General features: G+C 40.9%; 24 protein-coding genes and 1 tRNA gene. 14 read left to right on the top strand and 11 right to left on the bottom strand.

The window, feature by feature from the left end:
• The 5 genes from CYP84_RS10810 to CYP84_RS07440 all read left to right on the top strand — a co-directional run.
• Window positions 1-559: hypothetical protein (locus CYP84_RS10810; RefSeq protein WP_219809677.1), on the top strand; the 559-nt coding region annotated here is incomplete at its 5' end.
• A 65-nt stretch (window positions 560-624) separates the two neighbouring features.
• A complete protein-coding gene (gene ispG / locus CYP84_RS07425; protein WP_103637137.1) occupies window positions 625-1,683 on the top strand; it encodes a flavodoxin-dependent (E)-4-hydroxy-3-methylbut-2-enyl-diphosphate synthase in 1,059 nt (352 codons plus the stop codon).
• A 4-nt stretch (window positions 1,684-1,687) separates the two neighbouring features.
• Window positions 1,688-3,100 (top strand): replicative DNA helicase, encoded by a 1,413-nt coding sequence (locus CYP84_RS07430; RefSeq protein WP_103637138.1) that lies wholly within the window; start codon window positions 1,688-1,690, stop codon window positions 3,098-3,100.
• 2 nt (window positions 3,101-3,102) lie between these two features.
• The gene (locus CYP84_RS07435; RefSeq protein ID WP_103637139.1) at window positions 3,103-4,350 is read left to right on the top strand and encodes a ComEC/Rec2 family competence protein; all 1,248 of its coding nucleotides are present in this window, start codon (window positions 3,103-3,105) and stop codon (window positions 4,348-4,350) included.
• Window positions 4,351-4,402: 52 nt separating this feature from the next.
• Window positions 4,403-4,771, top strand: a complete 369-nt coding sequence (locus CYP84_RS07440; protein ID WP_103599513.1) for a hypothetical protein — start codon at window positions 4,403-4,405, stop codon at window positions 4,769-4,771.
• Window positions 4,772-4,843: 72 nt separating this feature from the next.
• Here the strand turns inward: CYP84_RS07440 and CYP84_RS07445 are convergent, their stop codons facing one another.
• Genes CYP84_RS07445 through CYP84_RS07480 form a run of 8 tightly spaced genes read right to left on the bottom strand, consistent with a single transcriptional unit; the run spans window position 4,844 to window position 14,244 of the window.
• Window positions 4,844-5,707: an EamA family transporter gene (locus tag CYP84_RS07445; RefSeq protein WP_103599512.1), complete on the bottom strand. Its 864-nt coding sequence runs from the start codon at window positions 5,705-5,707 to the stop codon at window positions 4,844-4,846.
• Window positions 5,704-6,939, bottom strand: coding sequence for a TolC family protein (locus CYP84_RS07450; RefSeq protein ID WP_103586927.1), 1,236 nt, complete (start codon window positions 6,937-6,939; stop codon window positions 5,704-5,706). Before CYP84_RS07450 ends, CYP84_RS07445 begins: the two co-directional genes overlap by 4 nt.
• Window positions 6,936-9,962, bottom strand: a complete 3,027-nt coding sequence (locus tag CYP84_RS07455; protein ID WP_103637140.1) for an efflux RND transporter permease subunit — start codon at window positions 9,960-9,962, stop codon at window positions 6,936-6,938. Before CYP84_RS07455 ends, CYP84_RS07450 begins: the two co-directional genes overlap by 4 nt.
• Window positions 9,959-10,702 (bottom strand): efflux RND transporter periplasmic adaptor subunit, encoded by a 744-nt coding sequence (locus tag CYP84_RS07460; protein WP_103637141.1) that lies wholly within the window; start codon window positions 10,700-10,702, stop codon window positions 9,959-9,961. Before CYP84_RS07460 ends, CYP84_RS07455 begins: the two co-directional genes overlap by 4 nt.
• On the bottom strand, window positions 10,699-11,964 hold the full coding sequence (locus CYP84_RS07465; protein WP_103637142.1) for a TolC family protein: 1,266 nt from the start codon (window positions 11,962-11,964) through the stop codon (window positions 10,699-10,701). The genes CYP84_RS07460 and CYP84_RS07465 overlap by 4 nt, the downstream gene beginning before the upstream one ends.
• Entirely contained in the window at window positions 11,964-12,686 is a 723-nt protein-coding gene (gene fliP, locus CYP84_RS07470; RefSeq protein ID WP_196779718.1) for a flagellar type III secretion system pore protein FliP, read from the bottom strand. The genes CYP84_RS07465 and fliP overlap by 1 nt, the downstream gene beginning before the upstream one ends.
• An 11-nt stretch (window positions 12,687-12,697) precedes the next feature.
• Window positions 12,698-13,477: a flagellar motor protein MotB gene (locus tag CYP84_RS07475; RefSeq protein WP_004318176.1), complete on the bottom strand. Its 780-nt coding sequence runs from the start codon at window positions 13,475-13,477 to the stop codon at window positions 12,698-12,700.
• Window positions 13,477-14,244 (bottom strand): motility protein A, encoded by a 768-nt coding sequence (locus CYP84_RS07480; protein WP_004318159.1) that lies wholly within the window; start codon window positions 14,242-14,244, stop codon window positions 13,477-13,479. The genes CYP84_RS07475 and CYP84_RS07480 overlap by 1 nt, the downstream gene beginning before the upstream one ends.
• A gap of 136 nt (window positions 14,245-14,380) precedes the next feature.
• On the opposite strand from CYP84_RS07480, the gene glmU reads away from it, so the two are divergent.
• Genes glmU through truA form a run of 7 tightly spaced genes read left to right on the top strand, consistent with a single transcriptional unit; the run spans window position 14,381 to window position 20,757 of the window.
• Complete coding sequence (gene glmU, locus CYP84_RS07485; protein WP_087581901.1) at window positions 14,381-15,691, top strand: bifunctional UDP-N-acetylglucosamine diphosphorylase/glucosamine-1-phosphate N-acetyltransferase GlmU; 1,311 nt, start codon at window positions 14,381-14,383, stop codon at window positions 15,689-15,691.
• A complete protein-coding gene (coaBC, locus tag CYP84_RS07490; protein WP_103637143.1) occupies window positions 15,678-16,850 on the top strand; it encodes a bifunctional phosphopantothenoylcysteine decarboxylase/phosphopantothenate--cysteine ligase CoaBC in 1,173 nt (390 codons plus the stop codon). Before glmU ends, coaBC begins: the two co-directional genes overlap by 14 nt.
• A complete protein-coding gene (locus CYP84_RS07495; protein ID WP_103637144.1) occupies window positions 16,847-17,533 on the top strand; it encodes a hypothetical protein in 687 nt (228 codons plus the stop codon). Before coaBC ends, CYP84_RS07495 begins: the two co-directional genes overlap by 4 nt.
• A gap of 4 nt (window positions 17,534-17,537) precedes the next feature.
• Entirely contained in the window at window positions 17,538-18,209 is a 672-nt protein-coding gene (gene uppS / locus CYP84_RS07500) for a polyprenyl diphosphate synthase (protein ID WP_103637145.1), read from the top strand.
• A gap of 7 nt (window positions 18,210-18,216) precedes the next feature.
• Window positions 18,217-19,005 (top strand): prepilin peptidase, encoded by a 789-nt coding sequence (locus tag CYP84_RS07505; RefSeq protein ID WP_103637150.1) that lies wholly within the window; start codon window positions 18,217-18,219, stop codon window positions 19,003-19,005.
• The gene (locus CYP84_RS07510; protein WP_103637146.1) at window positions 18,998-20,026 is read left to right on the top strand and encodes an LptF/LptG family permease; all 1,029 of its coding nucleotides are present in this window, start codon (window positions 18,998-19,000) and stop codon (window positions 20,024-20,026) included. The genes CYP84_RS07505 and CYP84_RS07510 overlap by 8 nt, the downstream gene beginning before the upstream one ends.
• Window positions 20,026-20,757, top strand: a complete 732-nt coding sequence (gene truA, locus CYP84_RS07515) for a tRNA pseudouridine(38-40) synthase TruA (RefSeq protein ID WP_103637147.1) — start codon at window positions 20,026-20,028, stop codon at window positions 20,755-20,757. The genes CYP84_RS07510 and truA overlap by 1 nt, the downstream gene beginning before the upstream one ends.
• Before the next feature lie 41 nt (window positions 20,758-20,798).
• On the opposite strand, the gene CYP84_RS07520 is transcribed toward truA, so the two are convergent.
• A tRNA-Arg gene (locus CYP84_RS07520) sits at window positions 20,799-20,875 on the bottom strand.
• A 109-nt stretch (window positions 20,876-20,984) separates the two neighbouring features.
• On the opposite strand from CYP84_RS07520, the gene CYP84_RS07525 reads away from it, so the two are divergent.
• Together CYP84_RS07525 and CYP84_RS07530 are read left to right on the top strand one after the other, a co-directional pair.
• Entirely contained in the window at window positions 20,985-21,170 is a 186-nt protein-coding gene (locus CYP84_RS07525) for a hypothetical protein (protein ID WP_103637148.1), read from the top strand.
• 50 nt (window positions 21,171-21,220) lie between these two features.
• The gene (locus CYP84_RS07530; protein ID WP_103637149.1) at window positions 21,221-22,045 is read left to right on the top strand and encodes an adenylosuccinate lyase; all 825 of its coding nucleotides are present in this window, start codon (window positions 21,221-21,223) and stop codon (window positions 22,043-22,045) included.
• 137 nt (window positions 22,046-22,182) lie between these two features.
• On the opposite strand, the gene CYP84_RS11060 is transcribed toward CYP84_RS07530, so the two are convergent.
• Together CYP84_RS11060 and CYP84_RS07535 are read right to left on the bottom strand one after the other, a co-directional pair.
• Window positions 22,183-22,368, bottom strand: a complete 186-nt coding sequence (locus CYP84_RS11060) for a hypothetical protein (protein WP_258033912.1) — start codon at window positions 22,366-22,368, stop codon at window positions 22,183-22,185.
• Window positions 22,352-23,221, bottom strand: a complete 870-nt coding sequence (locus CYP84_RS07535) for an isoaspartyl peptidase/L-asparaginase family protein (protein WP_258033913.1) — start codon at window positions 23,219-23,221, stop codon at window positions 22,352-22,354. The genes CYP84_RS11060 and CYP84_RS07535 overlap by 17 nt, the downstream gene beginning before the upstream one ends.
• Window positions 23,222-23,665: the final 444 nt, after the last annotated feature.

Below are 23,665 nucleotides of genomic sequence, written 5' to 3' on the forward strand. Positions count from 1 at the left end.
TAATAATTATGCAGATGAATTTAAGTTAGTAGAAAAAGATTATTACAAGAACAATTCAAAAAATTATACATATATCAACACTGGTAAAAATAGCTTTCTTGATTTTGAAGAGCTTTTAGAAATAGCCTATAAAAACAATATAAATATGGATATAATTTTTAATCCTTCTCATATAAGACTTTGGGAATCTCTTGATTATTTTATTGGGCTTGATACTTGGTATAAATGGAAAAAGGATATTGTTTTAACAGTAGAAAAAGTGGCTAAAAAATATAATAAAAAACCATTTAGAGTAGTTGATTTTGCCGTTTATCACGAGATAACTAATGAAAAAATACCTACAGATAGTGCCAAAATGAAATATTATTTTGAAAGTAGTCACTATACACCTGAACTTGGAAATATAGTATTAGATAGACTTATGGGCAAAAGCGAATACAAAGATTTTGGCGTAGAAATAACTAGTAAAAACATTGATGCCCACATAGAAAAGCAAAAGAGCCTTAGAAGCAAATTTATAAACACACAAGAATATAGGCGTGAAGTTTTTGGAGATTAGGTCAAACAAATTTATTTAAAAGCCAAGATTTTATATAATCCCCAATAAAATTTAAAGGCAAAATTTTGCAACGATACCCGACAAAACAGATAAAAATTCGCGATGTTTTAATAGGCGGTGATGCACCGATCTCCGTGCAGTCGATGACATTTTCAAAGACAAAGGACGTAAAAGGCACGCTTGAGCAGATACAAAGGCTATACTTTGCAGGCTGCGACATCGTGCGCTGCGCAGTTTTTGACAAAGAGGACGCCAGCGCGCTAAAGCAAATCGTCGCTGGCTCACCCATCCCAGTCATTGCAGACATACATTTTAACCACACCTACGCGCTCATCGTTAGCGAATTTGTCGATGCTATCCGCATAAATCCAGGCAACATAGGCTCAGCTAAGAATATAAAAGCAGTCGTTGATGCCTGCAAGCAGCGAAATTTACCTATCCGCATAGGCGTAAATTCTGGCTCGCTTGAAAAGCAGTTTGAGGACCGCTACGGCCGCACGGTTGAGGCGATGGTGGAGAGTGCGATGTATAACATCAAACTTCTTGAGGATTTTGACTTTACGGACATTAAAATTTCACTTAAATCAAGCGACGTCGAGCGCACTATGCAAGCTTATAGAGCACTTCGCCCAAAAACAAACTACCCATTTCATCTAGGCGTAACAGAGGCTGGCACCACTTTTCACGCCACTATCAAGTCCGCGATCGCACTTGGCGGGTTACTACTTGAGGGTATCGGCGATACGATGAGGGTTAGCATCACGGGCGAGCTTGAAGAGGAGATCAAAGTCGCAAAGGCGATCTTAAAAGATAGCGGCCGTCAAAAAGAGGGGCTAAACATCATCTCATGCCCAACTTGTGGGCGTTTGCAAGCTGACCTTATGGCAGCAGTAAAGCTCGTAGAAGAAAAGACAAAAGGGATAAAAGAGCCGCTAAACGTCTCAGTGATGGGCTGCGTTGTAAATGCCATAGGCGAAGCAAAAGGCGCAGACGTAGCCATAGCATTTGGCAAGGGAAATGGCATGATCATGCGCCACGGCGAAGTGGTCGCAAAGCTGCCTGAGAGCGAGCTTGTGGATAGATTTTTACAAGAGATCGACGACGAGATAAAGAGCAGAGGATAAAGAAGTGGCAAAAGAGAGACTTAACGAGATAGAATTTAGCAACCTTTACGACCTTGATATGGAGCGAGCCATACTAAGCTCGATCATCGCAAACAACGACGCTTTGGGCGAAATTTTTGACACGATAAAGGCTGGGGACTTTTACCTAAAAGCTCACGCTCAAATTTACAAAGCAATGGTTGATTGTCTAAACGGTGACGTGCCTATCGCATCGACATTTATCAAAAACAAGCTTGGCGAAAACTACGATGACAACGTCATGGCGAGCATTTTGGCCACAAACTCGATCATCGACATCCAAAGATACGCAAACGAACTTAAAGAAAAGTCGATAAAACGCAGTCTAGTCAAGATCGCCCACGACATCCCAAGCAAGGTAAATGAAGACAAAGCTAGCCGCGATATGGTCGATGAGCTAAGCCAAGAGTTTTACTCGCTAGTCGATGGAAGCGGCTCTGGCAGCATCAGAGATAGCGAAGATATCATAAAAAGCTTGATCGTACATATGCAAAAGCAAGCCGCCCTAAACGAGCGCGATATCATCGGACTAAACACCGGCTTTAGAAAACTAAATGAGATGATAAAAGGCTTTAAAAATGGTGACCTCATCATCATCGCAGCGCGCCCTGGCATGGGTAAAACGACGCTTTGTCTAAATTTCATGGGGCACGTTTTAAAAAGTGGCGCGGGAGTTGTATTTTTCTCGCTTGAGATGCCAGCAGAGCAGATCATGATGAGGATGCTAGCAGACAAGACCTCGATCCCACTTCAAGAGATAATGACAGCGAGCCTTGACGACGAGAAGCTCTCTCACTTTAGCCACGCATGCAGCGAATTTTCGCACGCCAAGCTCTTCGTGCATGATAGCGGCTACGTAAATATCCACCAAGTAAGGACACAGCTTCGCAAGCTAAAGTCGGCTCATCCTGAAATTTCACTCTGCGTCATCGACTACATCGGCCTTATGATGAGTACAAACAACTACGCCGACCGCCACATACAAATAGCTGAAATTTCTCGTGGCTTAAAGCTTCTAGCGCGTGAGCTGGATATGCCTATCATCGCACTTTCACAGCTAAACCGCGGCCTTGAAGCACGCGCGAACAAGCGCCCTATGCTAAGTGACCTAAGAGAGTCAGGTGCGATCGAGCAAGACGCCGACATCATCCTTTTTGTCTATAGGCACGAGGTCTATCTGGAGCAAGAAGAGAACGAGAAAAAGAGCAAGGCAGCAGCCGAGGGCAAAGAGTATAAAAGCGAGCACGTTTTTAACAAGCTTCAAGAAAACGCAGAGATAATAGTTGGCAAAAACAGAAACGGCGAAGTGGGATCTATCGACGTGCTCTTTCAAAAGCAGTACTCGCGCTTTTGCGATATCGCCACCACACCAGTGCAATCAACTGAATTTAAAGAGTAAATTTGCCAAAAAGCAGGCGTATTTTTTATTTTGTCCTGCTTTGCCTATTTATTTTTTGTATAAATTTAGCGCTTAAATTTCATGAATACAGCGCATTTATGGAGCTTGGCGAGCAAGATATCACAGGCAAAGTAAGCGTAAATTTCACCAAAGAGAGAAACGGCAAAAAACGCCAGATAATAAGGATTGACACTTCAAATTTTAACTTTTACACAACCGCTTCAAAAAAAGATGAGATCGCTCTTTATGATGTAGTGGCGCTTAGCGTTCAGCCAATAGACGTGAGCTTTATAGACTATCTTGGCGGTACATTTTACATGCCAAGCTACGATAGAGCCGTTATCAAAAGAGATGAGAGTCTAAGGCAAAGAGCTATAAATTTCATCTCAAGCCAGCACGAAAACGCTAAAATTTCTCAGCTTTTCTCAGCGCTCTTTCTTGGCACAAATGTCTTTGGCGAACTAAGAGATGACGTCTCAAACTGGGGCGTGGCGCACCTTATCGCCATTAGCGGCTATCACCTTGGCGTCATAAGCGCGGTTTGCTTTTTTCTTTTAAAGCTCGTTTTTAAGCCCATTTACACAAGATATCTACCATATCGCTCTTACATTTTTGACTTTACGATCGCCGTATTTTTGGTGCTTTGTTTCTATTTTTATATGATCGGCTTTATAGCAAGCTTTTTGCGGGCATTTTTGATGAGCGTGGCTGGCTTTTACATGATCTGCAAAAAGATAAAGATCTTAAATTTCTACACGCTCTTTGGCGTTATATTATTTAGCGTTGCACTATTTCCGCAGCTTCTTTTTAGTGTTGGCTTTTATTTTTCATGCCTTGGCGTCTTTTATATCTTCGTCTATCTTTTGTATTTTGCACCCAAATTTAGCCTGCTGGCAAACTCGCTACTTTTAAATTTATATGTCTTTTTTGCTATGGAGATTGCGGTGCTTTACTTTTTCCCGCTCATTAGCCTCTTGCAGCTTAGCGTGCTAGCTTTAAACTACATATTTAGCATATTTTATCCGCTAAGCTTTTTACTTCACCTCTTTGGATATGGCGGCATTTTTGATGAAATTTTAAGCAATTTGCTAGCCTTTAGGCTAAGTTCTGGCAGCCTTCATATAAGCACATTTATCTTTTTACTTTATAACGCCATCACACTTTTTTGCGTTAAATTTAAATCCCTAGCCCTACTTCCGCCACTCTTTGGCGCGGTAGCGTTTTTGCTTTTCTTGCTAAATTTTTCGTAGTCAAAGTTTTATTTAAATTTGCCGATATGCTTTTAAATTTAAAGGCAAGGCGATGCAGATAAACTCAAATTTTATAATTTTAAACAAAAGCAGCTCTTCAAATAGCGCAAATTTAAAGACAGATGAAACAAATTCAAAGAGCGAAAATTTACAAAGCGATAAAAGCGCTATTTTACACGACGCTTCAAATTTAGCTAGCGAGGCAAATAATGAGGGCGAGAGTAGCGCCGATGTCATAAAAAAGCAGTTAGAAAAACTGCAAAAACAGCTAAAAGAGATTAATAATGCGATAAAACAGGCAAGTGCTAGCAAAAATCCATACGCAAAAGAGCTGGTTGCTTCGCTTCAGAGCAAAAAGGGAGCTATCTTTGCTCAGATAATGCAGCTAAACGCCCAGCTTGTAAAGATGCAAGGCGCTTAAGTAGATCAAATTTGATGCTTTTAAAATTCTCTACTTAACATAAATAGCTCAAATTTAACCCTAAATTTAACCTCACGCAGCCTTTACGCCATAAAATTTCATGATTTTATTGTGAATTATTAGCGATATATACATTATCGCAGCGCCTAAAATGAGCCTTGTTAGGTTGGCGTCCTTTTGCCAAAAGAGTAAATTTACGATGATAGCCGCTGGTATTAGGGCGTTGTTCATGATGGCAAGCACGCCGCTATCGACCTCGCAAGCCCCCTTGTTCCACATAAAATATCCCAGTCCGCTAGCGACTACGCCAAGCCACAAAAGCACCAAAGTTTGGGTTAGATCAACGTGAAATTTAGCTGGATTACCAAGGGTTATGAGCGCTATGACAGCGACAAAAAACGCCCCAAAGTGAAAGTAGCCAAAGACCTTTTTTTGATCAACTTCAAACTTCTCCAAAAGCGCCTTATAGGCACTTTGCCCTGCTCCAAAGCATATATTTGCCCCTTGCACCAGCAAAAAGCCCTTTAGCACGCCCTCATTTATCGCGCCATACTTGATAACAAGCGCGCCAAAGACCGCAACGCCAACGCTAAAGAGATAAAGCGGCCTAAATTTAAAGCTAAATGCATCATATATGAGCGTCACATAAAATGGCGTAAAAATGGTAAAAAGCGCGACTTCTGGCACGCTTAGATACAAAAACGAGTTGTAGTAGCAAAGATACATGAGCCCTATCTGCACCGCTCCTATCGCCATTATGCCAAGGGCGAGCTTTGGATTTACCCCGCGAAATTTCGTAAATGGCAAAAAGACCATGCTAGCAAGTGCCACACGCACAAAAACAGCCAGATAGCTATCAACCTTGCCCGCTAAAAACTCGCCTATCAAGCTAAAGCTAAACGCCCACAAAATGGTCACGAAGATCAGTTTATTCATTCTATCACCACCTCATTTATATTTCTTGCGCACTCAAAAAAGTATTCAAGCTTGTTTAGCTCGAGCAGATCGCCATTTAGGATGAAATTTGCCCTGTCGCTAAAATTTTTCTCGCTCACAAATAAAAACTGCTCAAATTTTACCTTGCCGCTAAGATAGCCATTTAGCAGGTCATTAAAGTCGCTATCAAGACTATCTTGCTTTAGCGAGTCTAAATTTAGCCTAGCGCCTAGGCCCTCTATCACGCCTCTTAGATCCTTTAGCCTAGCTATTATCCTGTTTTCTTCGTCGCTTAGATCAAGCGCGGCCTTTTGCTCCTCTATGCGCTTAGTTTGGCTTTGCTTGCTAAGGCTTAGGCTATCTGGCAGCTTCCACTCAAACTCCACTCTAGGCTTGTTCGCATCAGCGTATGCCTCAGCCATCTGTGAAGTCGTCCTCTCGCCTTTTTTAAAGCTGTTATTATTCACACTTTGCGTATCTTTTAAGTAAATTTTTGGAGCAAATTTGCTCTTTTGCTTCTCATTTTCTTGCTCTTTTATATATTTTTCTTGCTCCATAGCCCCAAGCTTAGCGCTTAGATCATCTTTGCTAAAATCAGGCATAACTATCTTTGAGCCAGCATTAAAGCCGATCTCGCCATTTGAGAGCAAATTTATCCTTGAGTTTAGCTCGGCTAGCTTAAGCCCAAGCTCGTCTAACTCGGCTCTTTTTTTATTAAGAGTGAAATTTATCGCATCAAATTCGCTCTTATCTATCTCGCCATACTCAAACCAAAACTCATTTTCAGCCGCAGCCTTTGCAAAGCTATCTACAAATTTTGTCTCTAAATTTATAAGAGAATTTAGTGCAACAGCGTTGAAATAGACCTTTGCGACCTGAAAAGCAGTGAGATTCATCAGCTCTTCATCTTTGTAAATTTTCTCCACGCCCTTGTGGTCTAAAATCTTATCCGAAGCCTCGCTCGCACCCCCGTCAAAGATGAGATACTCGACCTTTGCCGTGATCGATCCAGCCTTTGTCATATATCCGCCCTTTAGCTCGTCAGGCACAAAGGTATATCTGCCATCAAGGGATAAATTTAGCTTGTTGCTCTTGTTTTTATTTATATATTCATTTTTATTAAATTCTTTCAAACTCTCAAGCTTTGCACTTTGCGCCAGAGCGATGATCTCTAGTAAATTTCCAGCCCAAAGAGGCAAAGCAAAGAGCAAAACCGCTAAAATCTTCTTCAAATTCTCTCCCTTTCATAAAATTTTCTTATAAATTTATCAAGATTATAGACCCATGCAAAAAGCACTGGCACGACAAGCAAGCTTAGCAAGGTCGAGCTAATGAGCCCAAAGATGATGCTTATAGCCATAGGCGAGTTAGCTTCATAGCCAGCACCCCTGCTAAGAGCAAGTGGCAGCATGGCAAATATCATCGCAAAAGTGGTCATCAAAACAGCCCTTAGACGCTTCTTAGCAGCCATCTTCACAGCTTCGTTTGCCTCCATGCCACTATTTGCAAAGTGATTTGCAAAATCAACCACCAAAATGGCGTTTTTACCGACCATACCAAAGAGCAAGATGACGCCGACCATGACAAATAGGCTAAATGGGTTGCCGCTTATAAAAAGTCCGATCACGACGCCACAAAAGGCAAGCGGCATGGCAAGCATGATGAGAAATGGCAGCAAAAAGCTCTCATAAAGTGCAGCTAGCACCATGTAAATAAGCACCGCGCTAGCACTCACTGTAAAGATAAACGAAGCGTTTGTATCGTCCATGAGCTCCACAAATCCAAGAAATTTATACTTGAAATTTGCAGGCAAAATTTCATCAAGCTTCTTTGAAATTTCATTTGCCACGCTATTTAGCGGAGCGTTGTTTTTGGTATTTGCTAGAAATTTGATCTCATCGGCTCTATTAAACCTTGAAATGCTAGCTGGCTTTTGCTCAAAACTAATCGTCGCCACATCGCCAAGTGTCACGAAAAAGCCCTCATTGCTTCTTATCTTGGTCTTTAAGATATCATCTGTATCGCTTCTAAATTTATCATCAAGGCGCATGTAAAGCTCATACTCTTTGCCATTTTCGTTTTCAAAAACAGAGACCTCGTTCTGGCTAAACGCGCTATAAACGGCGCTTGCAACGCTGGCTTTGTCTAAATTTAGCCTCTTAGCCTTATCCTCGTCGATAGAAATTTGCACGCGTTTTAGCAGATCTTCTTCGGGCGAATTTACATCCGTTGCGTCATTTATCTCTTTTAGCATCTTGCTGATCTTTGGTACAAATTTCTCTAGATCTTTGCCATTTTCAGATGTGATAGTAAGCTTAACTGGCTGCACATCGCCACCTTCGACAACTGGCAAGTCAGCCACAATGACACTCATATCGTCACTTTTTAGCTTGTCGCGAAACCTCTGCATGATAGCGTTTTGCCGCTCGTGATTAGCTCTATCTTTTAGCTCCTTTAGCCTAACGTAAGCTTTTACAAGATAAGGCTGCTTGGCGTCTGTGTAGCCAAGGATGAAGTAGGCGTAAGCGACCTGAGGATCGGCGTTTATGAGTGAAATTTTATCTTTTAGCCTCTCTTTGCTAGCTTGCAGACTAAGTGATGGGTCAAGCTTAAAGTAGATGTTAAACTCCGAGTTATCCTCGCTTGGCATGAAGTCGCCACCTACAAATTTAGCCAGTCCAAACGAGCAAATAACGACCACAAGCGTTATGGCTAAAAATATGAGCTTAAATTTAAGCGCTAAAGTTAAAAGCTTCTCGTAGCCATTTTCAAGCGCTTCAAAAAATGGCTCACTCTTTATATAAAATTTGCTCTCCTTAGCATTTACAAACCTAGCGCTAAGCGTTGGCACAAGAAATATACTCACAAAAAACGAGATGACAATGCCAGCTGCTACGCTCATCGCAAATGAGTTAAAGTACTTGCCAACGATGCCACTCATAAAGGCTATTGGCACAAAGACGCAAAGCAGCACGAGTGAGATCGCAAAGACGCTAAATGCTATCTCTTTTATGCCTGCAAAGCTTGCCTTTAGGGCATTTGGCTCATCTTTTAGCCGGCTTGCGATGTTTTCAGTGACGACTATCGCATCATCGATAAAAATTCCGATACCAAGCGTAAGCGCTATAAGGCTTAAGCGGTTGATGTCGTAGCCTAGGGCATTTATGATGAAAAATGTCGCCACGATGCTAGTTGGTATCGCCACGACTGAGATGATGGTGATCGAGAAATTTCTTAAAAACAGATATACGATCACGATGGTTAGCAAGACGCCAAGGATCATATCAAAGGCGGTTTGATCGATGTGCTTTTGTATCACTTCGCTCTTATCGTAGGCTATTTTTACGTCGTATTCGCTGCCAAGCAGGCTTTTAAACTGATCTAGTTTTGACTTAGCTAGAGCGATCACGGTTAGAGCGTTTGCGTCTGGAGCTAGCTCAAGACCCAGCAAGACGCCACTTTTTTTATCCATTATCGCTGCTTCGTTTGCGTCTTTGTAAGCAAGATCAACACTTGCGATATCTTTTAAAAAGACCCCTTGTTTGATCGTTAAATTTCTTAGCTCCTCTAGGCTTTTGGCGCTGAAATTTGACTTGATCGCCATTTGGATCTGCTCATTTTCTATCTTGCCAAGTGGCGCTTTTAAATTTTCAACCTTTATCAAATTTGCCACTTCATTTGCGCTAAGGGCGTTTTTATCAAGCTTAAATCTATCTAGTAAAATTTTCACCGCTGGCTCTAAAAAGCCGTTTGTCTTGACCTTTGAAACGCCGCTTATGCGCTCTAAAAATGGCTTTGCCACGTCATCGATCTCTTGCATGAGCTTAGTTTCGTTGCCATCAAGCCTTGTGATAAAAAGGCTAAATACAGAAGAAGAGAGCCCGTTTAGCTTTTCTATCTCGTAGTTTGCGCCAACTCTCGCCTTTTGCATCTTGTCACGGACGTCGTTTGTAGCGCTCTCTAGGTCTTTGTTTAGCTCAAATTCGATGCTTACCACGCTTAGGTTGTCAAAGCTAGTTGAGTAAAGCTTTTTTATCCCCTCGATGCTTGAGACCTCGTCCTCGATCTTTTGCGTGATCTTGGTTTTTATATAGTTCATATCGCCGTTTGCGTAGGTTGTGATCTTAACGATTGGGATATTTACTTGCGGGTATAAATTTACATTCATCGTCTTTAGCGAGTAGATGCCAAAGACAACGAGGCTTAAAAATATCATAAGCGTAGTTATGGGGCGGTTTATGGCTGTTTTTATCATTTATTTTCGCCGATTATCACTTTTCCTTGACCAAATATGCCTGGCTTTAGCCCGCTGTCATAAGCCTCGGCGTAAAATTTCCTAGTCTCTCGCTTAATCTCTGGGTAAATTAGCGCGATTTTAACCTCTTTTTCTTCACTTGTCGCGTCAAGTTTAAATTTAAACGTATCGCCAACTTTTACTAAATTTGCATATTTTTCGTCAATCGCTATTAAAATTTTAGCCTCCTCAGAGTTTAAGACAAAGGCTGGCTGAAGTGGCGAAGCACTCTCACCAAGCTCGACATTTTTACTAGCTATGACGCCATCAAACGGAGCTTTTAAAAGAGCCTTTTTAAGATGATCATCTGCGTTTAAAATGGCGATCTGGGCACTCTCTACCCTAAGAGCTGCCTCGTCAAATTTATATTTTACCTCATCAAATTCTTGCTTTGAGGTGACATCTTTTACTTGGCTAAATTTATTAAAGGTATTTTTAGCAAATTCTTTGGCATTTTTGGCAAGCGCTAGGTCATTTTTTGCCTTTTTTAGAGCGATCTCAAGGCTCGTTTGATCAAGACTAGCCAAAACGTCACCCTTTTTAACGTGACTTGAGACATCTACAAAAATTTTATCTACCTTGCCGCTGCTCTCAAATGCAAGCTTTGAGCTTTGCTTAGCATAGACTTCAAAATCAGCAAAAATTTCCTCCCCTGCAAATGAAAAAATGCAAAATATCATTAAAATTATCAGCTTTTTCAATCCCTAATCCTCTCTAAAATGCTCTCCCCGCTCTCAAAAAAATACTCCGCTTTTTTGATCTCTAACTCATCTTTCGCCCCTTCAAAAAGGCTAATGGCGTCAAATTTTTGTGAGAGCGCCTCAAGCAGGTCGCTATATCCTAAAAGCCCAGAGTTATATTTCTCAAAGCTTGCTTTAAGTGCAAGATCGCTCGCCTTTACATACTCATTTAGCGAGGCGATCTTTGAGTTAAGTGTGGCGATCTCGTTTTGTAAATTTTTAAGTTTTGTCTCGTTTTCACGCTTTTTATACTCTAAATTTAGCCTCGCTTCATCAAGCGCGATCTTGCTAGCTTGGCTCATCTTACTAGTGGCAAAAAAGTCAAAAATTTTCCACCTAAAACTAACGCCAAATTTATTGCCGTGCGTATCTTCTTTTAGATATTTATCAAGATATGGGCGATAAGCGCTATACTTGCCAAGGTCGATGTCGTAGTTGTTTTTGTAAAATCCATAGGTGTCATAAAGCGAAATTTGGGGCAAAAAGCCAGCTCTTGTCTCGCTAAGCTTAGCTTCGCTTATAAAAATATCTTGATTTAGCCTGTCAAGCTCGGCGTTTTTTGAAGCTAAATTTGAGCCAATCTCGGCCATTTTTGCCCCGCTAAGTGGCGAAATTTGCTCGCCTGTTAGCAAATTTATCTCATTTAAAATTTGCTCCATTTTGTTTTTATACTCAAGCTGCGTGCTGTTTGCCAAGTGGTATTTTGCCCGCACATTTTCTAGTTCGTCTTTTGCGGCAAGTCCTGCTTTATTTGCCTTTTCAAGCTTATCTAAAACGCCTTTTAAGAAATTTGCCTGAGCGTTTTTAGCGGCTATTATATTTTCAAGTGCGCAGGCATTAAAGTATAAATTTACAGCCTTAAAAGCAAGGTAGTTTTTGGCTTCATCACTTGCGATGGCGGCTTTATTTTTTAAAAGCTGGTTCATCTTTAACCTAGCCTCTCTCGCCCCACCATCATATAGTAGAAAATCAATCCTTGCTAGCACGCCAGCTGACTCTTTGGCGACGATACTTGGAAAGGTGCTTGCGTTTTTGCCGTATGAGCCCTCTAGACTAAAGCTTGGTAAGTAGGCGCTAGTGGTAGCCTCGCTATTTAAATTTGCTCTTTTTAGCTCAAGCTCTTTGATCTTTGAAATTTCGTTTTGAGTAGCCTTGTTCGCTATCTCGCTCAAATTTGACCCAAGCAGTGCCAAAGGCAAAAGTGCTAATAAAATTTTTTTCATCAGTGAAAGCTCTTTACTAAATTTCCTATTAGCAAATTCCAGCCATCAACTAGCACGAAGATGAGTAGTTTAAATGGCAGCGAGATCATGACAGGAGGGAGCATCATCATACCCATCGCCATCAAAACGGAGCTTACGACCATGTCGATGACCAAAAACGGCAGATAAAGTAAAAATGCTATCTCAAAAGATGTCTTTAGCTCGCTTATCATAAAGGCTGACATCGCGATGCTTAGCGGGATATCCTCGATATTTGCTGGATTTTGCAAATTTCTTATCCTAAAAAATAGCGCAAGATCTTTTTCTCTAGTGTTTTTAACCATAAATTCTTTAAATGGCTTTAAGCTCTTATCAAGCATCTCCTCATAGCCTATCTGCTCGGCTATATAAGGCTTTATACCCTCATCGTAGCTTCTTTGCCCAACTGGCTCCATGATAAAAAATGTAAGCACCATAGCAAGCGAGATGAGCACCGTTGAAGGCGGCACTTGCTGTGTGCCCATCGCTTGACGCAAAAATGAAAAGACAATGACAAGGCGCAAAAAGCTAGTCATCATAAAGATGAGTGAAGGAGCAAGAGCAAGTGCGGTGAGGATTAGTAAAACATTTAGAGAATTTACAAGCTGCTCGGCATTTTGCGGTGAATTTAGGCTTAAATTTATAGTTGGTAGCGCAGGATCAGCACCAAAAACTACACAAAACAAAACCGCTAAACTAAGCAGTGCTTTCACAACTAATTCCTCGTATCAAGGATACTTTTCTTAGTAGCCTCTTTATTTTTTGGCTCGAGCGAGACGAAGTGAATTTCCACCCTATTGTTTTTAGCTCTGCCCTCGTCTGTGCTGTTGCTAGCGATCGGATCAAAAGAGGCTCTGCCAGAAGTGATAAGCCTCTCTTGTGGTACGCCATCGCTAACTAGCTCTTCAAGCACGCTTAGCGCCCTTGCAGTAGAGAGCTGCCAGTTATTTTTATATATAGAGTCTTTACTTGGATTTGTATTATCAGTGTATCCGATGATATCTGTTTTTACCTCATTTGGCATTTTGGCTATAATCATGCCTATTCGCTTTAAAAAGAGCTTCGCATCCTCGCCAGAAATTTCAGCGCTATCTTTGTCAAAGAGCATCGCAGCTGGAAGCCTAACGATAAAGCCATCCTCGCTCTCCTCCATAGTGATCTCAGGTGCCCCACTAGCCGTTAGTAGCTCATTTATCTTTTTAACAGTCGAGGTAACCTCATTTTGGGCACCTTTTTGAGCTTTTGGCTTTGGAGTGCGTCTACTTTCAGGATCTGTCTCTTTTTCTACCTGACTATCTGGTCTTGCGCCACCCTCTAGCACGCTTAGCGCACCAGCTAGCGAGCCAACAGCAGCCTCCATCTTTTTAGCATCCATCGTCGCCATAGAAAGGAGCAAAACAAAGAAGCAAAGCAAAAGCGACATAAGGTCGCCAAAGGCAGCCAACCACTCAGGCATGCACTTTGGGCACTCTTCTGGTTTTATTAACTTACCCATTATTCAAACTGACTTTTTCTATCTTTTGGAGGTAAAAATGCTAAGAGCTTAGCCTCAAGCGTTCTTGGGTTGTCCCCTGCTTGTATCGCCATGATCCCCTCTAAAATGACTTGCTTCTCAAGTGCCTCATCAGCATCGCGGATCGAGAGAATGTTTGCAACAGGCGAGCCGATGATGTTACCTATCATCGCACCATAAAGTGTCGTAAGCAAGGCAACCGCCATAGATGGACCGATCGCACTAGGGTCTGACATGTTAAGAAGCATCGCAACAAGACCGATAAGCGTACCGATCATACCCATCGCACCTGCAAAACCACCGACTTGCTCGAAAATTTTGATGTTGTTTGCATGCCTTGTGCTAGTCTGATCGATATCGATCTCTAAAAGCGCTCTGATCGCATCTGGCTCATTGCCATCGACCGCCATCGAAAGGCCTTTTTTTAAAAACTGATTTGATTCGTTATTTACTTCGCTCTCAAGTGCTAAGATGCCATCTCGCCTAGCTTTGGTTGAGTAATCAACTACTTTTTTTATAGTCTCAGGTAAATTTACAACAACTGATGGCTTAACAGCGACACCATAAAATTTACCAACACCTTTAAGCGTCTCCATCTTGAAGCCAACCATCATAACGCCGATAGTACCACCAAAAACGATCATCACAGAAGGGATATCGATGTATGGTCCTATACCAACGCCTATCGCCATTGATCCAAACAAAAGCACCAGGGTCAAAACCCAGCCGACGACGGTTCCTAAATCCATTTAAACTCGCTTTATTTATAAATTCTTAAGAATTGCTATTTTATTAGCTTTTTGTTGAAACAATCGTTAAATTAAAAAAAATGTTTGCCATTTTTTGCTACAATCTGCGAAATTTTTAACGTTAAAAGGCTTAAAAATGAACAACAATACCTCAATCATAATCCTAGCTGCTGGTCTTGGCACCAGGATGAAATCAAAACGCCCAAAAGTCCTATTTGAGCTATGTGGCGAGCCAATGATCATTCACATCTTAAAGCAAGCTTATGCGATCACAAATGACGTTAGCGTCGTGCTTCACTACGAAAAAGAGTTAATTAGCAAAAAGATAAAAGAAATTTTCCCTCAAACTAAAATTTTCGAGCAAGATCTAGCAAATTTCCCAGGCACTGCTGGCGCGATAAAGGGCGTAAGCCTAAGCGGCGAAAAGGTGCTTGTCACTTGCGGCGACATGCCACTTGTTAGATCAACTGACCTTATGCGCCTAGCAAATGCCGAAGCAGACGTGGTTATGAGCTCATTTGAAGCAGCAAATCCTTTTGGCTACGGCAGAGTTATCATAAAAAACGGCAAAGTTGAGGCCATCGTCGAGCAAAAAGATGCGAGCGAAGCGCAACTTGCTATAAAAAGCGTAAATGCTGGCTGCTACTGCTTTAAACGCGAGGCGCTAGAGCAAATTTTACCGCTTATTAGCAATCAAAACGCACAAAAAGAGTACTACTTAACTGACGCCATAAAAATAGCAAACGAAAAGGGTTTAAAGTGCGTTGCAGTAAATGTTAATGAGCAAAATTTCATGGGCATAAATGATAAATTTCAGCTTAGCATCGCTGAAAAAATAATGCAAGATGAGATCAAGCAAAATTTGATGAAAGCTGGCGTTTTGATGCGCATGCCTGAGAGCATTTTCATAGACAGCAGGGCTAAATTTGAAGGTGAGTGCGTGCTAGAAGAAAACGTCAGTATCCTTGGTGAGTGCGTCATCACTGAGAGCATCATTAAAAGCTCATCAGTGATAGAAAGCAGCATCATAAAAAACTCAGACATCGGCCCACTAGCTCACATCAGGCCAAATTCTGAAATTTCTGACACACATATAGGAAATTTCGTCGAGGTTAAAAAAGGCGTTCTTAGCGGCGTAAAAGCTGGACACTTGAGCTATCTTGGCGACTGCGAGATAGAAAGTGGCACAAACATCGGTTGTGGCACGATCACATGCAACTACGACGGCAAGGCAAAATACAAAACCAAGATCGGCAAAAACGTCTTTGTTGGCTCAGATACGCAGCTAGTTGCCCCTGTAAATATCGCCGATAACGTCATCATCGCAGCAGGAAGCACCATCACAAAAGACGTTGAGAGCGGGGCTCTAGCTATCAGCAGAGGTCGTCAAGAGAACAAAAGCGGCTTTTTTGAGAAATTCTTTGGCAAAGACGATGTTAAAAAATAAGAAAATTTTACTTGCCGTTTGCGGCAGCATCGCCTTTTATAAGGCATTCGAAATTTTATCGCTGCTTAAAAAGCAAGGCGCTGATGTTTATGTGGCTTTAAGTGACGGAGCGCTTGAATTTTGCAGTGTAAGCGGCTTTGAGGCGCTAAGCGAGCATAAAATTTTAAGCTCACAAACGCAAAACTGGCAAGATGACGTAAATCACATAGCCTACTCTAAAATGGATCTAGTCCTCATCGCACCTGCCTCAGTAAATACGATAAATAAGCTAACAGCTGGCATCTGTGACAATGTCTTTATGCAAACGCTAATCGCCGCCTCACACGTGCCTTTAGTCGTTGCCCCAGCTGCAAATAACAATATGATCGAGCATTTTGCGACGCAAAATTCACTTGAAATTTTAAAGAAAAACGGCACTTTAGTAGTTGAGCCAGTGCTTAAAACTCTAGCTTGCGGAGACGTTGGCAAGGGCGGTCTTGCAAACCCTGAAGCGATAGTTGAAGCTGCCATTAAAAGGCTTAGCAGGCCACTTTTTGCTGACAAAAAAGTGGTGATCACTGGCGGCGCAACAACCGAAAAGATAGATGATGTAAGAGCCATTACAAATTTCTCAAGCGGAAAGATGGCAAGAGCCTTGGCTAGAGCCTTTTACTACGCAGGTGCGGAGGTAAAACTACTTGCTAGTTTTGAAACCGCAAACGAGCCGTTTCTTAGCCTTAAATTTAGCTCAAGTAGCGAGCTTTTAGAGCTTTGCAAGAGTGAATGCGAGGGGGCAAATTTACTTGTAATGTGCGCTGCGGTGAGCGATTTTGTACCGACAAAGATAGATGGCAAGATAAAAAAAGAGGACGTTGGGGAGAGCCTAAATTTAAGCCTAAATAGAAATGTTGATATCTTGCAAAGCTTAAAAGAGTTTAAATGTAAAAAGATCGGCTTTAAGCTTGAAATCTCAAGCGAGAGCGCTCTTAAAAGTGCTAGATCGATGCTAGAGAAAAAAGGGCTTGATGCAGTTTGTCTAAATATTTTAAGCGATAAAAATGGCTTTGCAAGCGAGCAAAACGAGGTAAATTTCATCACAAGGGGCGGCGAAACCCTGCTGCCGCTTGCCTCAAAAGACGAGATCGCAGGGCGTATCGTGGAGCTAGCAGCAAATTTATGATAGAGCAAATCTCGCGCGTCCAAAAGATAGCAAACAATAGTCAAGCTCCGCTAGTAGCGATAAATTCGTCCTTGCCGCTTAGCATTTTGGTGAGCCAAAAGGTCGGCTTTAACAGATACATCTTAAATTTCACAAATAGAAATTTAAACACAAAGAGCGTAAAAGAGCTAAACGTGGGCTCAAGATACTGGGGCGAGGTGCATAGTCAGGGCGAAAACATCGTCATAAAAAATTTATACGAAAAACCAAAAATTTTAGATGAGGACGTTTTGGCTGACGGGCTAAATTTGATAGAAAATTTGGTAAAAAACGAAAATTTATCGTGGCTTTACAACTATTTATTTAAAAACTTAAGCGAAGTTAAAACAAAAGATGAGATGAGAGTACTAGCTAAAATGCTCTTTGCTCTACAAGAAAACGTCGTGCATATACCATTTGCGTATAGCGGTACAAACGGCATTTTCCAGCTTAAAAAAGAGGCAAATGAGATGAGAGTTTTTCTGGTATTTTCAAATTTTGCGCCGCTTGTTTTTAAATTTAAAGATGAAAATTTATATGAGATCGCAACTCCATTTAGCAACGTAGCAAGCTTGCTAAAAAGCGAATTCAGCGCCGCAGTTATGGTGCAAAACGTAAGCGCTCTTTGGAGCAAAAAAGAGCAGATAATTGACTTTAAAGGCTAGAACATTGAACAAACTTAACCACCTCGCTATCATCATGGACGGCAACGGACGCTGGGCGAAAAAGCGTGGATTTTTGCGGACAAATGGGCACGAGGCCGGAGCAAATGTGGTGAGCGATATGTGCGAATTTTGCATCGATAATGGGGTGAAAATTTTAAGCCTTTACGCATTTAGCACCGAAAACTGGAAAAGACCGCAAAAAGAGGTTGATTTTTTGATGAATTTGCTTAAGAAATTTCTTCTTTTAAAGCGTAATGATTTTATAAAAAATGGGATCAAATTTAACACGATTGGCAATATCTCGCCATTTAGTGACGAGCTAAAAAATGAGATAGAAATCACCAAAGACGCAACAAGGGAAAATACAAATTTACTTTTAAATTTAGCTATAAACTACGGCTCAAAAGATGAGATCATAAGAGCTGTGAAAAAACTAAATTTAAAAGGCTGCGAGATAAATGAAGCGAGCCTAAATGCGGCACTTGATGAGAGTGAGCCAGTGGATCTTCTCATTAGAACTGGCGGCGAGAGTAGGCTTTCAAATTTCATGCTCTGGCAGGCAAGCTATGCGGAGCTCTTTTTCACGCCGACACTTTGGCCAGACTTTGGCAAGGACGAGCTTGGTGGGATCGTGGCTAAATTTAAAGATATAGAGCGAAGATTTGGCGGAGTTTAGTGAGATAATGGATATTTTGGTCATCTTTTTTGCTGTTTTTGCTTTTGTTTTTGGCATCTGCGTAGGTTCATTTTCAAATGTGCTGATATACCGCTTGCCACGAAGTGAAAGTATAAATTTCCCAGCCTCACACTGCCCAAAATGCTCTCACAAGCTAAATTTTTATCACAATATCCCGCTTTTTTCATGGCTATTTTTAGGCGGAAAATGCGCCTTTTGCAAGCAAAAGATAAGCCTTGTCTATCCGTTAGTTGAGCTAGCCTCTGGGATACTTTTTCTGATCTGCTTTTTTAAAGAGTGCGGCGAAATTTTGAGCGTAGAAACCCTGCTTTATGCGCTATTTTTAGGGCTTTGCTTTATCGTGCTACTAGCCCTTAGCGTCATAGATATAAGGTATAAAGCTGTGCCAGATCCGCTCCTTTTTGCGGCGCTATTTTTTGCATTTGCCTATGCCTTGCTGATTTTTATCTTTAAAGGAAATTTTGCTCAAATTTTAAATTTAATCCTCTTTGGATTTATATTTTGGGCGCTTAGGTTTGTCGTGAGCTATGCGATGAAGCGCGAAGCCATGGGCAGTGCCGACATATTTATCGCAGCGATCATCGGAGCTATTTTACCAGCCAAGCTAGCCCTTGTGGCGATCTATCTGGCCGCACTTCTTACGCTTCCAGTCTATGCGCTCGTTCGCAAAAAGTGCTACGAGCTAGCCTTTGTGCCGTTTTTAAGCCTGGGGCTGCTTGTCACCTACGCTTTTGACGCACAAATTTTAGAAATTTTAAGGTTAATTTATGAGTAGAGTAAATAAATATCTTTTGTTTAACTTTTTAGGCACGTTCGCATCGCTATTTAGTACGCTTTTTTTGATCATGTCGATCGTCTTTTTCATCCAGATCGCGCGTATCACCTCATACATCGAGATCAGCTTTGGCGAGCTCTTTAAACTCTACTCATTTATGCTCCCACGCGTGCTGCTCTTTGTCGTGCCTATCGCATTTTTCGTCTCACTTGCGATGACACTTTTTAGGCTATCAAAAGAGAATGAAAGTATCGTCATCTTTACACTTGGTGGCTCGCCAAATAAAATAGCAAGATTTTTCTTAGCATTTTCAGCTCTTTTAAGTGCTGCCTTGCTCGTTATCGCCATCGTCATGATACCGATAGCCGCCCAGCTAAATGCAAATTTCATCGACTATAAAAAGACAGTTGCTAAGCTAAATTTAAAGCCAACCCAGTTTGGACAAAAATTCTCCGACTGGATGGTCTATGTGGGCAGCGAAAGCGAAGACAAAAATGGCACGATCTACAAAGATATCGTGATGTTTAACCCCTTTGTTAAAGACTCACAGCGCCTAATAACCGCCAAAAATGCAAAGATCATAAACGTGGGTCAAAGCGTAGAGCTCTCTTTAAACGAGGGCAAAATGTATGACATCAGAGATGAAATTTATCATCAAAGCAATTTCAAATCGATGAAGATAAGAACCGCCCAAAGCGAGAAAATAAGTGACGTTGGCAGCATCAAAGAGTACTGGATGGAGGCAACTAGCAGCGATAAACGCAGAAAAGACCTTAGCACTTACATCCTAGTGGCGCTATTTCCGCTTGCAAGCACGCTCTTTGCGATCAGCCTTGGCATCGTCACATATAGATACGAAAAGGGCATGGTCTATGTGGGCACTTTTGGCGTTTTGTTTGGCTATTTTACACTCATAATGCTCTTTTCATCAAAGCCAGCACTTGCGATACCACTCATATTTTTTGTGTTTTTACTAGCTGGTGTCTTGCTTTATAAAGCCAAGATTACACGAAGATACTGATGAAAATTCAGCTAATCTACAGCTACGATGGCTCGAAATTTCAAGGCTCACAGACCCAGCCGCACGAAAACGGCGTAGAAGATGAATTAGAGCGCGCCCTAGCTCACGTTGGCATTTTCGAAAGGGTGGTCTCTAGCTCGCGCACCGATAAAAGCGTGCACGCAAACAACCAAAGCTCAAGCGTCATTTGTGGCAATCACTTTAAAGATTTAAAGCGATTGCAAGATCTTATAAACCGCCATGCACACCCAAGCATTCATATAAAACGCATAAATTTGGTGGATGATAGCTTTCAAGCGAGATATGACGCGGTGGCAAGGTCGTATAGATATGTGATAGATCACGGTAAATTTGATGTTTTTAGCTCAAACTACAAGGTGTTTTTGCCTAAATTTGACATCAAAAAGGCAAATGAAATTTTGCGTAATTTTATCGGCGAGCATGATTTTAGCGCATATATGAAAACTGGGAGCGACATAAAAAGCCCAGTGCGAGAAATTTATAAAGCATTTTGCTACGCATACAAAGAGCAAACTATCATCGTTTTTAAGGCAAATGGCTTTTTACGTGGTCAAGTACGCCTCATGGTTGCAAATTTACTAAAAGCGCTGAAGCAAAAAGATGGTGGCAAGCTCATCAAAGCTTCGCTAAATGGACATCCTGCCCTATCTCGCATACCTGCGCCTGCTGAAGGGCTATATCTAAATAGAGTTTTTTATAAATTTAACTAATCTAAAAAGTGGTCTGAAAATAAAATTTGGGGAGAAAAGGATGGTGCGCCCGAGAGAATTCGAATCTCTGACCTTTTGAACCGCAATCAAATGCTCTATCCAGCTGAGCTACGAGCGCACATGAAAAATTAAGTTGTGATATTAACCAAACTTTCCTTAAAAAGAGATTGTATTCATTTTAAATTTATAACCTTTTTAGTAAAATCCTTTGAACAAAAGGAGCAAAAATGAACGATTTTTTCGATAGTCTAAAAGAGATCAAAAAAGAGCTTACAAGAGAGCAAGGTGTAGCCAAAAAACCCCAAAAAGAAGCCGCTTCTCACACAAAAGAGGAAGCGATCTTACACAAAGAACAAAAGCTAAGAGATGAGTTTTTGGCATATACAAAAGATAGCAATATCAGAAAAATTTAACTTTGGAACGCTAGTTGCTTTAAATAGGGATATTTTGAATGGAGAAACCCATGAATATAACCCAAACTTTAGAATCTTTAAGCATTTTAACCGATAGCGACGCTCTTTTTTGCGAGCTTCGCGCACTGATAAGTAAAAATTTCACAAAAACCCTAGCAAACAAAGACAAGATCATCTCTTTTTACGAAGAGAGCGAGATCCCACAGCGAAAATGCTTCTTAAAATTTATAAAAAAACTCTATGAAAAACAGGGCAACGAGCTTGACGTGACCTTTGCAAAATATAAAACTATAAAACTATCTTTAGTGCAAAGAAACGCTCTGACAAACATCTACAATATCGACATCGATTTTTTTAATAACGAGATGATCTTTACGCTAAATAACACTCCAAGAGCTTTTGCTAGCTACATTTTGCAAAATTTCAAAGGCAATGAGTCTAAATTTGATGAGAAAAATCATAAATTTAGCCTAAAGATAAAAAAAGATAGCGACTTTGACTTGATTGAAGAGATCATTTCAAGACGCGAACATCTAAAATTTATAGTAAATTTTAACTACAATGAAGTCAAATTTAAAGAGTTCAAAAGAAACTACAAGGTTCAAAACTCGGCCAAATTTAAAAGTCGCTTCAGCGCTTTGGCAAATTTACTAGAAGAAAATTTTGAAATTTTAGGCTGCTCAAATAGCGACAGCTTCGAAACTGTAAGAGATAGCTACCTAGCCCTTGCTAAAATTTATCACCCAGATAGACACTCAAACAAGAGTGAAAGCATCAAAAACGAATATAACGCTAAATTTAAAAAGATCCAAACAGCCTACGAGGCACTAAAACCGTTTTTTAAAAACCAAGAGAATTTTATCAAAGTTGGCTAGACAAGACAACACTTAATATAAATTTAATCGGCGGTTTTTGCCTAAGAGCATTTATCGTTCTTGGAGCAATTTATATATTTTAATAAACTTTCTCCCTTTAAAAACTAGGCCGGATATAATCCGACCTAGCTATCTAATCATTTCTCGCCAAGTGGCCAGTAAACAACTGGTTTAGCTCCCAGTATTGCCTCACCATGATACATACCAAGTTTATCTTTAGTCCAAGCAAAGCCAGTCTTACCAAATTTATCGATAGAGATGATACCACCACTGCCACCTAGTGCTGCTACCTCTTTTACAGCCTCTTCAGCTGCTTTTTGCACATCTGAAGTTTTGTAATTTATAAAGGGCTGAGACCTCATGAGCAGCATTTACACGCATGTAGATATCGCCTGTACCAGTGCAAGAGACTGCCACTGAGTCATTATCTGCATAGGTTCCAGAGCCAATTATCGGACTATCGCCTATACGGCCAGTCATTTTATTTGTCATGCCACCAGTGCTTGTTGCTGCGGCTAGATTGCCATTTTTATCAAGCGCTATCGCTCCAACAGTACCAAGATATGGTCGCTCATATAAATTTAGTGAAGTTTTCTTTGTCTTTTCACTATCAAGCATGAGCTTTTGTTTCTCCTTAGCCCTTTGAAGTGCATCATATCTAAACTGCGTGAAAAAGTACTTTTGATCAACCATCTCTAGGCCGTTTTCTTTGGCTAGTTTGTCAGCTCCCTCGCCAGCAACAAGAGTGTGCCAAGTCTTGTCCATTACGACTCTTGCACCAAGAATCGGATTTTTGATATGCCTTGCCATAGCGACTGCGCCTGCTTTTTTAGTAGAACCGTCCATAATAGAAGCATCTAGCTCATTAAAGCCATCAGCTGTAAATACTGCGCCCTTGCCAGCATTAAAATTTGGATCATCTTCTAACACCATAATGGCTGCCGTCACCGCATCCATCGCGCTACCGCCTTTTTCAAGCACAGCTTGGCCAGCCAAAAGTGCCTTTTTCATAGGCTCTTCGCGCACTTTAAACTCATCTTTGGTAAGCTCAAGTCCGCTAGTGCCACCATGTATGACTATGACAGGACTAAATTTATCCTCTGCGTTTAAGAGTGAGCCTGCGAATAAGGCAATGCCAGCTGCTACAAAAACAGCTTTTGAAAATGCTAGTTTCATACGCTCTCCTTTAAAGAAATTTGATAAATCTTAAAAAAATAATATAACTTAATACTTTTCGTTTAGCTTAATATAAGTATACACTTTTGCATGAGGCAGTGTTAAATTTAATAAATTTAGCATCGTGCTCGTTTGTGTGTAATAAAACTTTAACAAGAACAATAAATACATAAACTATCAACGCATCACCTCAAAAATGACTTTTTGACTGCAATGTTGCAGATCAGCTTAGAGGTCATGCTAATATCAAATAGCTAAGGTTCGGCACTTTTAACAAGCAATGAAATAAATATAGCATAGCAGAATTAAAAAAGAACAAACTACTATTTTACACTTAGACAAGAAGTAACACTAATAAAAACTAGTATTAAATAATATAAGAATTAAAGCAGATTAAGCAAAGCCCGCAACGACCTACTTTTCCAACATCCCAGTAAGGGAGAG

It is taken from the genome of Campylobacter concisus (assembly GCF_002912425.1).
In the GTDB taxonomy this organism is placed as follows: domain Bacteria; phylum Campylobacterota; class Campylobacteria; order Campylobacterales; family Campylobacteraceae; genus Campylobacter_A; species Campylobacter_A concisus_AH.

Coding starts and splice junctions, on each gene's coding strand:
- CYP84_RS07440 (WP_103599513.1), top strand. CDS start 4,403: ATGCAGATAAACTCAAATTTTATAATTTTAAACAAAAGCAGCTCTTCA.
- CYP84_RS07495 (WP_103637144.1), top strand. CDS start 16,847: ATGATAGAGCAAATCTCGCGCGTCCAAAAGATAGCAAACAATAGTCAA.
- CYP84_RS07475 (WP_004318176.1), bottom strand. CDS start 13,477: ATGGGTAAGTTAATAAAACCAGAAGAGTGCCCAAAGTGCATGCCTGAG.
- CYP84_RS07480 (WP_004318159.1), bottom strand. CDS start 14,244: ATGGATTTAGGAACCGTCGTCGGCTGGGTTTTGACCCTGGTGCTTTTG.
- CYP84_RS07445 (WP_103599512.1), bottom strand. CDS start 5,707: ATGAATAAACTGATCTTCGTGACCATTTTGTGGGCGTTTAGCTTTAGC.
- CYP84_RS07465 (WP_103637142.1), bottom strand. CDS start 11,964: ATGAAAAAAATTTTATTAGCACTTTTGCCTTTGGCACTGCTTGGGTCA.
- CYP84_RS07505 (WP_103637150.1), top strand. CDS start 18,217: ATGGATATTTTGGTCATCTTTTTTGCTGTTTTTGCTTTTGTTTTTGGC.
- CYP84_RS07525 (WP_103637148.1), top strand. CDS start 20,985: ATGAACGATTTTTTCGATAGTCTAAAAGAGATCAAAAAAGAGCTTACA.
- coaBC (WP_103637143.1), top strand. CDS start 15,678: ATGTTAAAAAATAAGAAAATTTTACTTGCCGTTTGCGGCAGCATCGCC.
- CYP84_RS07510 (WP_103637146.1), top strand. CDS start 18,998: ATGAGTAGAGTAAATAAATATCTTTTGTTTAACTTTTTAGGCACGTTC.
- CYP84_RS07535 (WP_258033913.1), bottom strand. CDS start 23,221: ATGAAACTAGCATTTTCAAAAGCTGTTTTTGTAGCAGCTGGCATTGCC.
- truA (WP_103637147.1), top strand. CDS start 20,026: ATGAAAATTCAGCTAATCTACAGCTACGATGGCTCGAAATTTCAAGGC.
- CYP84_RS07455 (WP_103637140.1), bottom strand. CDS start 9,962: ATGATAAAAACAGCCATAAACCGCCCCATAACTACGCTTATGATATTT.
- glmU (WP_087581901.1), top strand. CDS start 14,381: ATGAACAACAATACCTCAATCATAATCCTAGCTGCTGGTCTTGGCACC.
- CYP84_RS07530 (WP_103637149.1), top strand. CDS start 21,221: ATGAATATAACCCAAACTTTAGAATCTTTAAGCATTTTAACCGATAGC.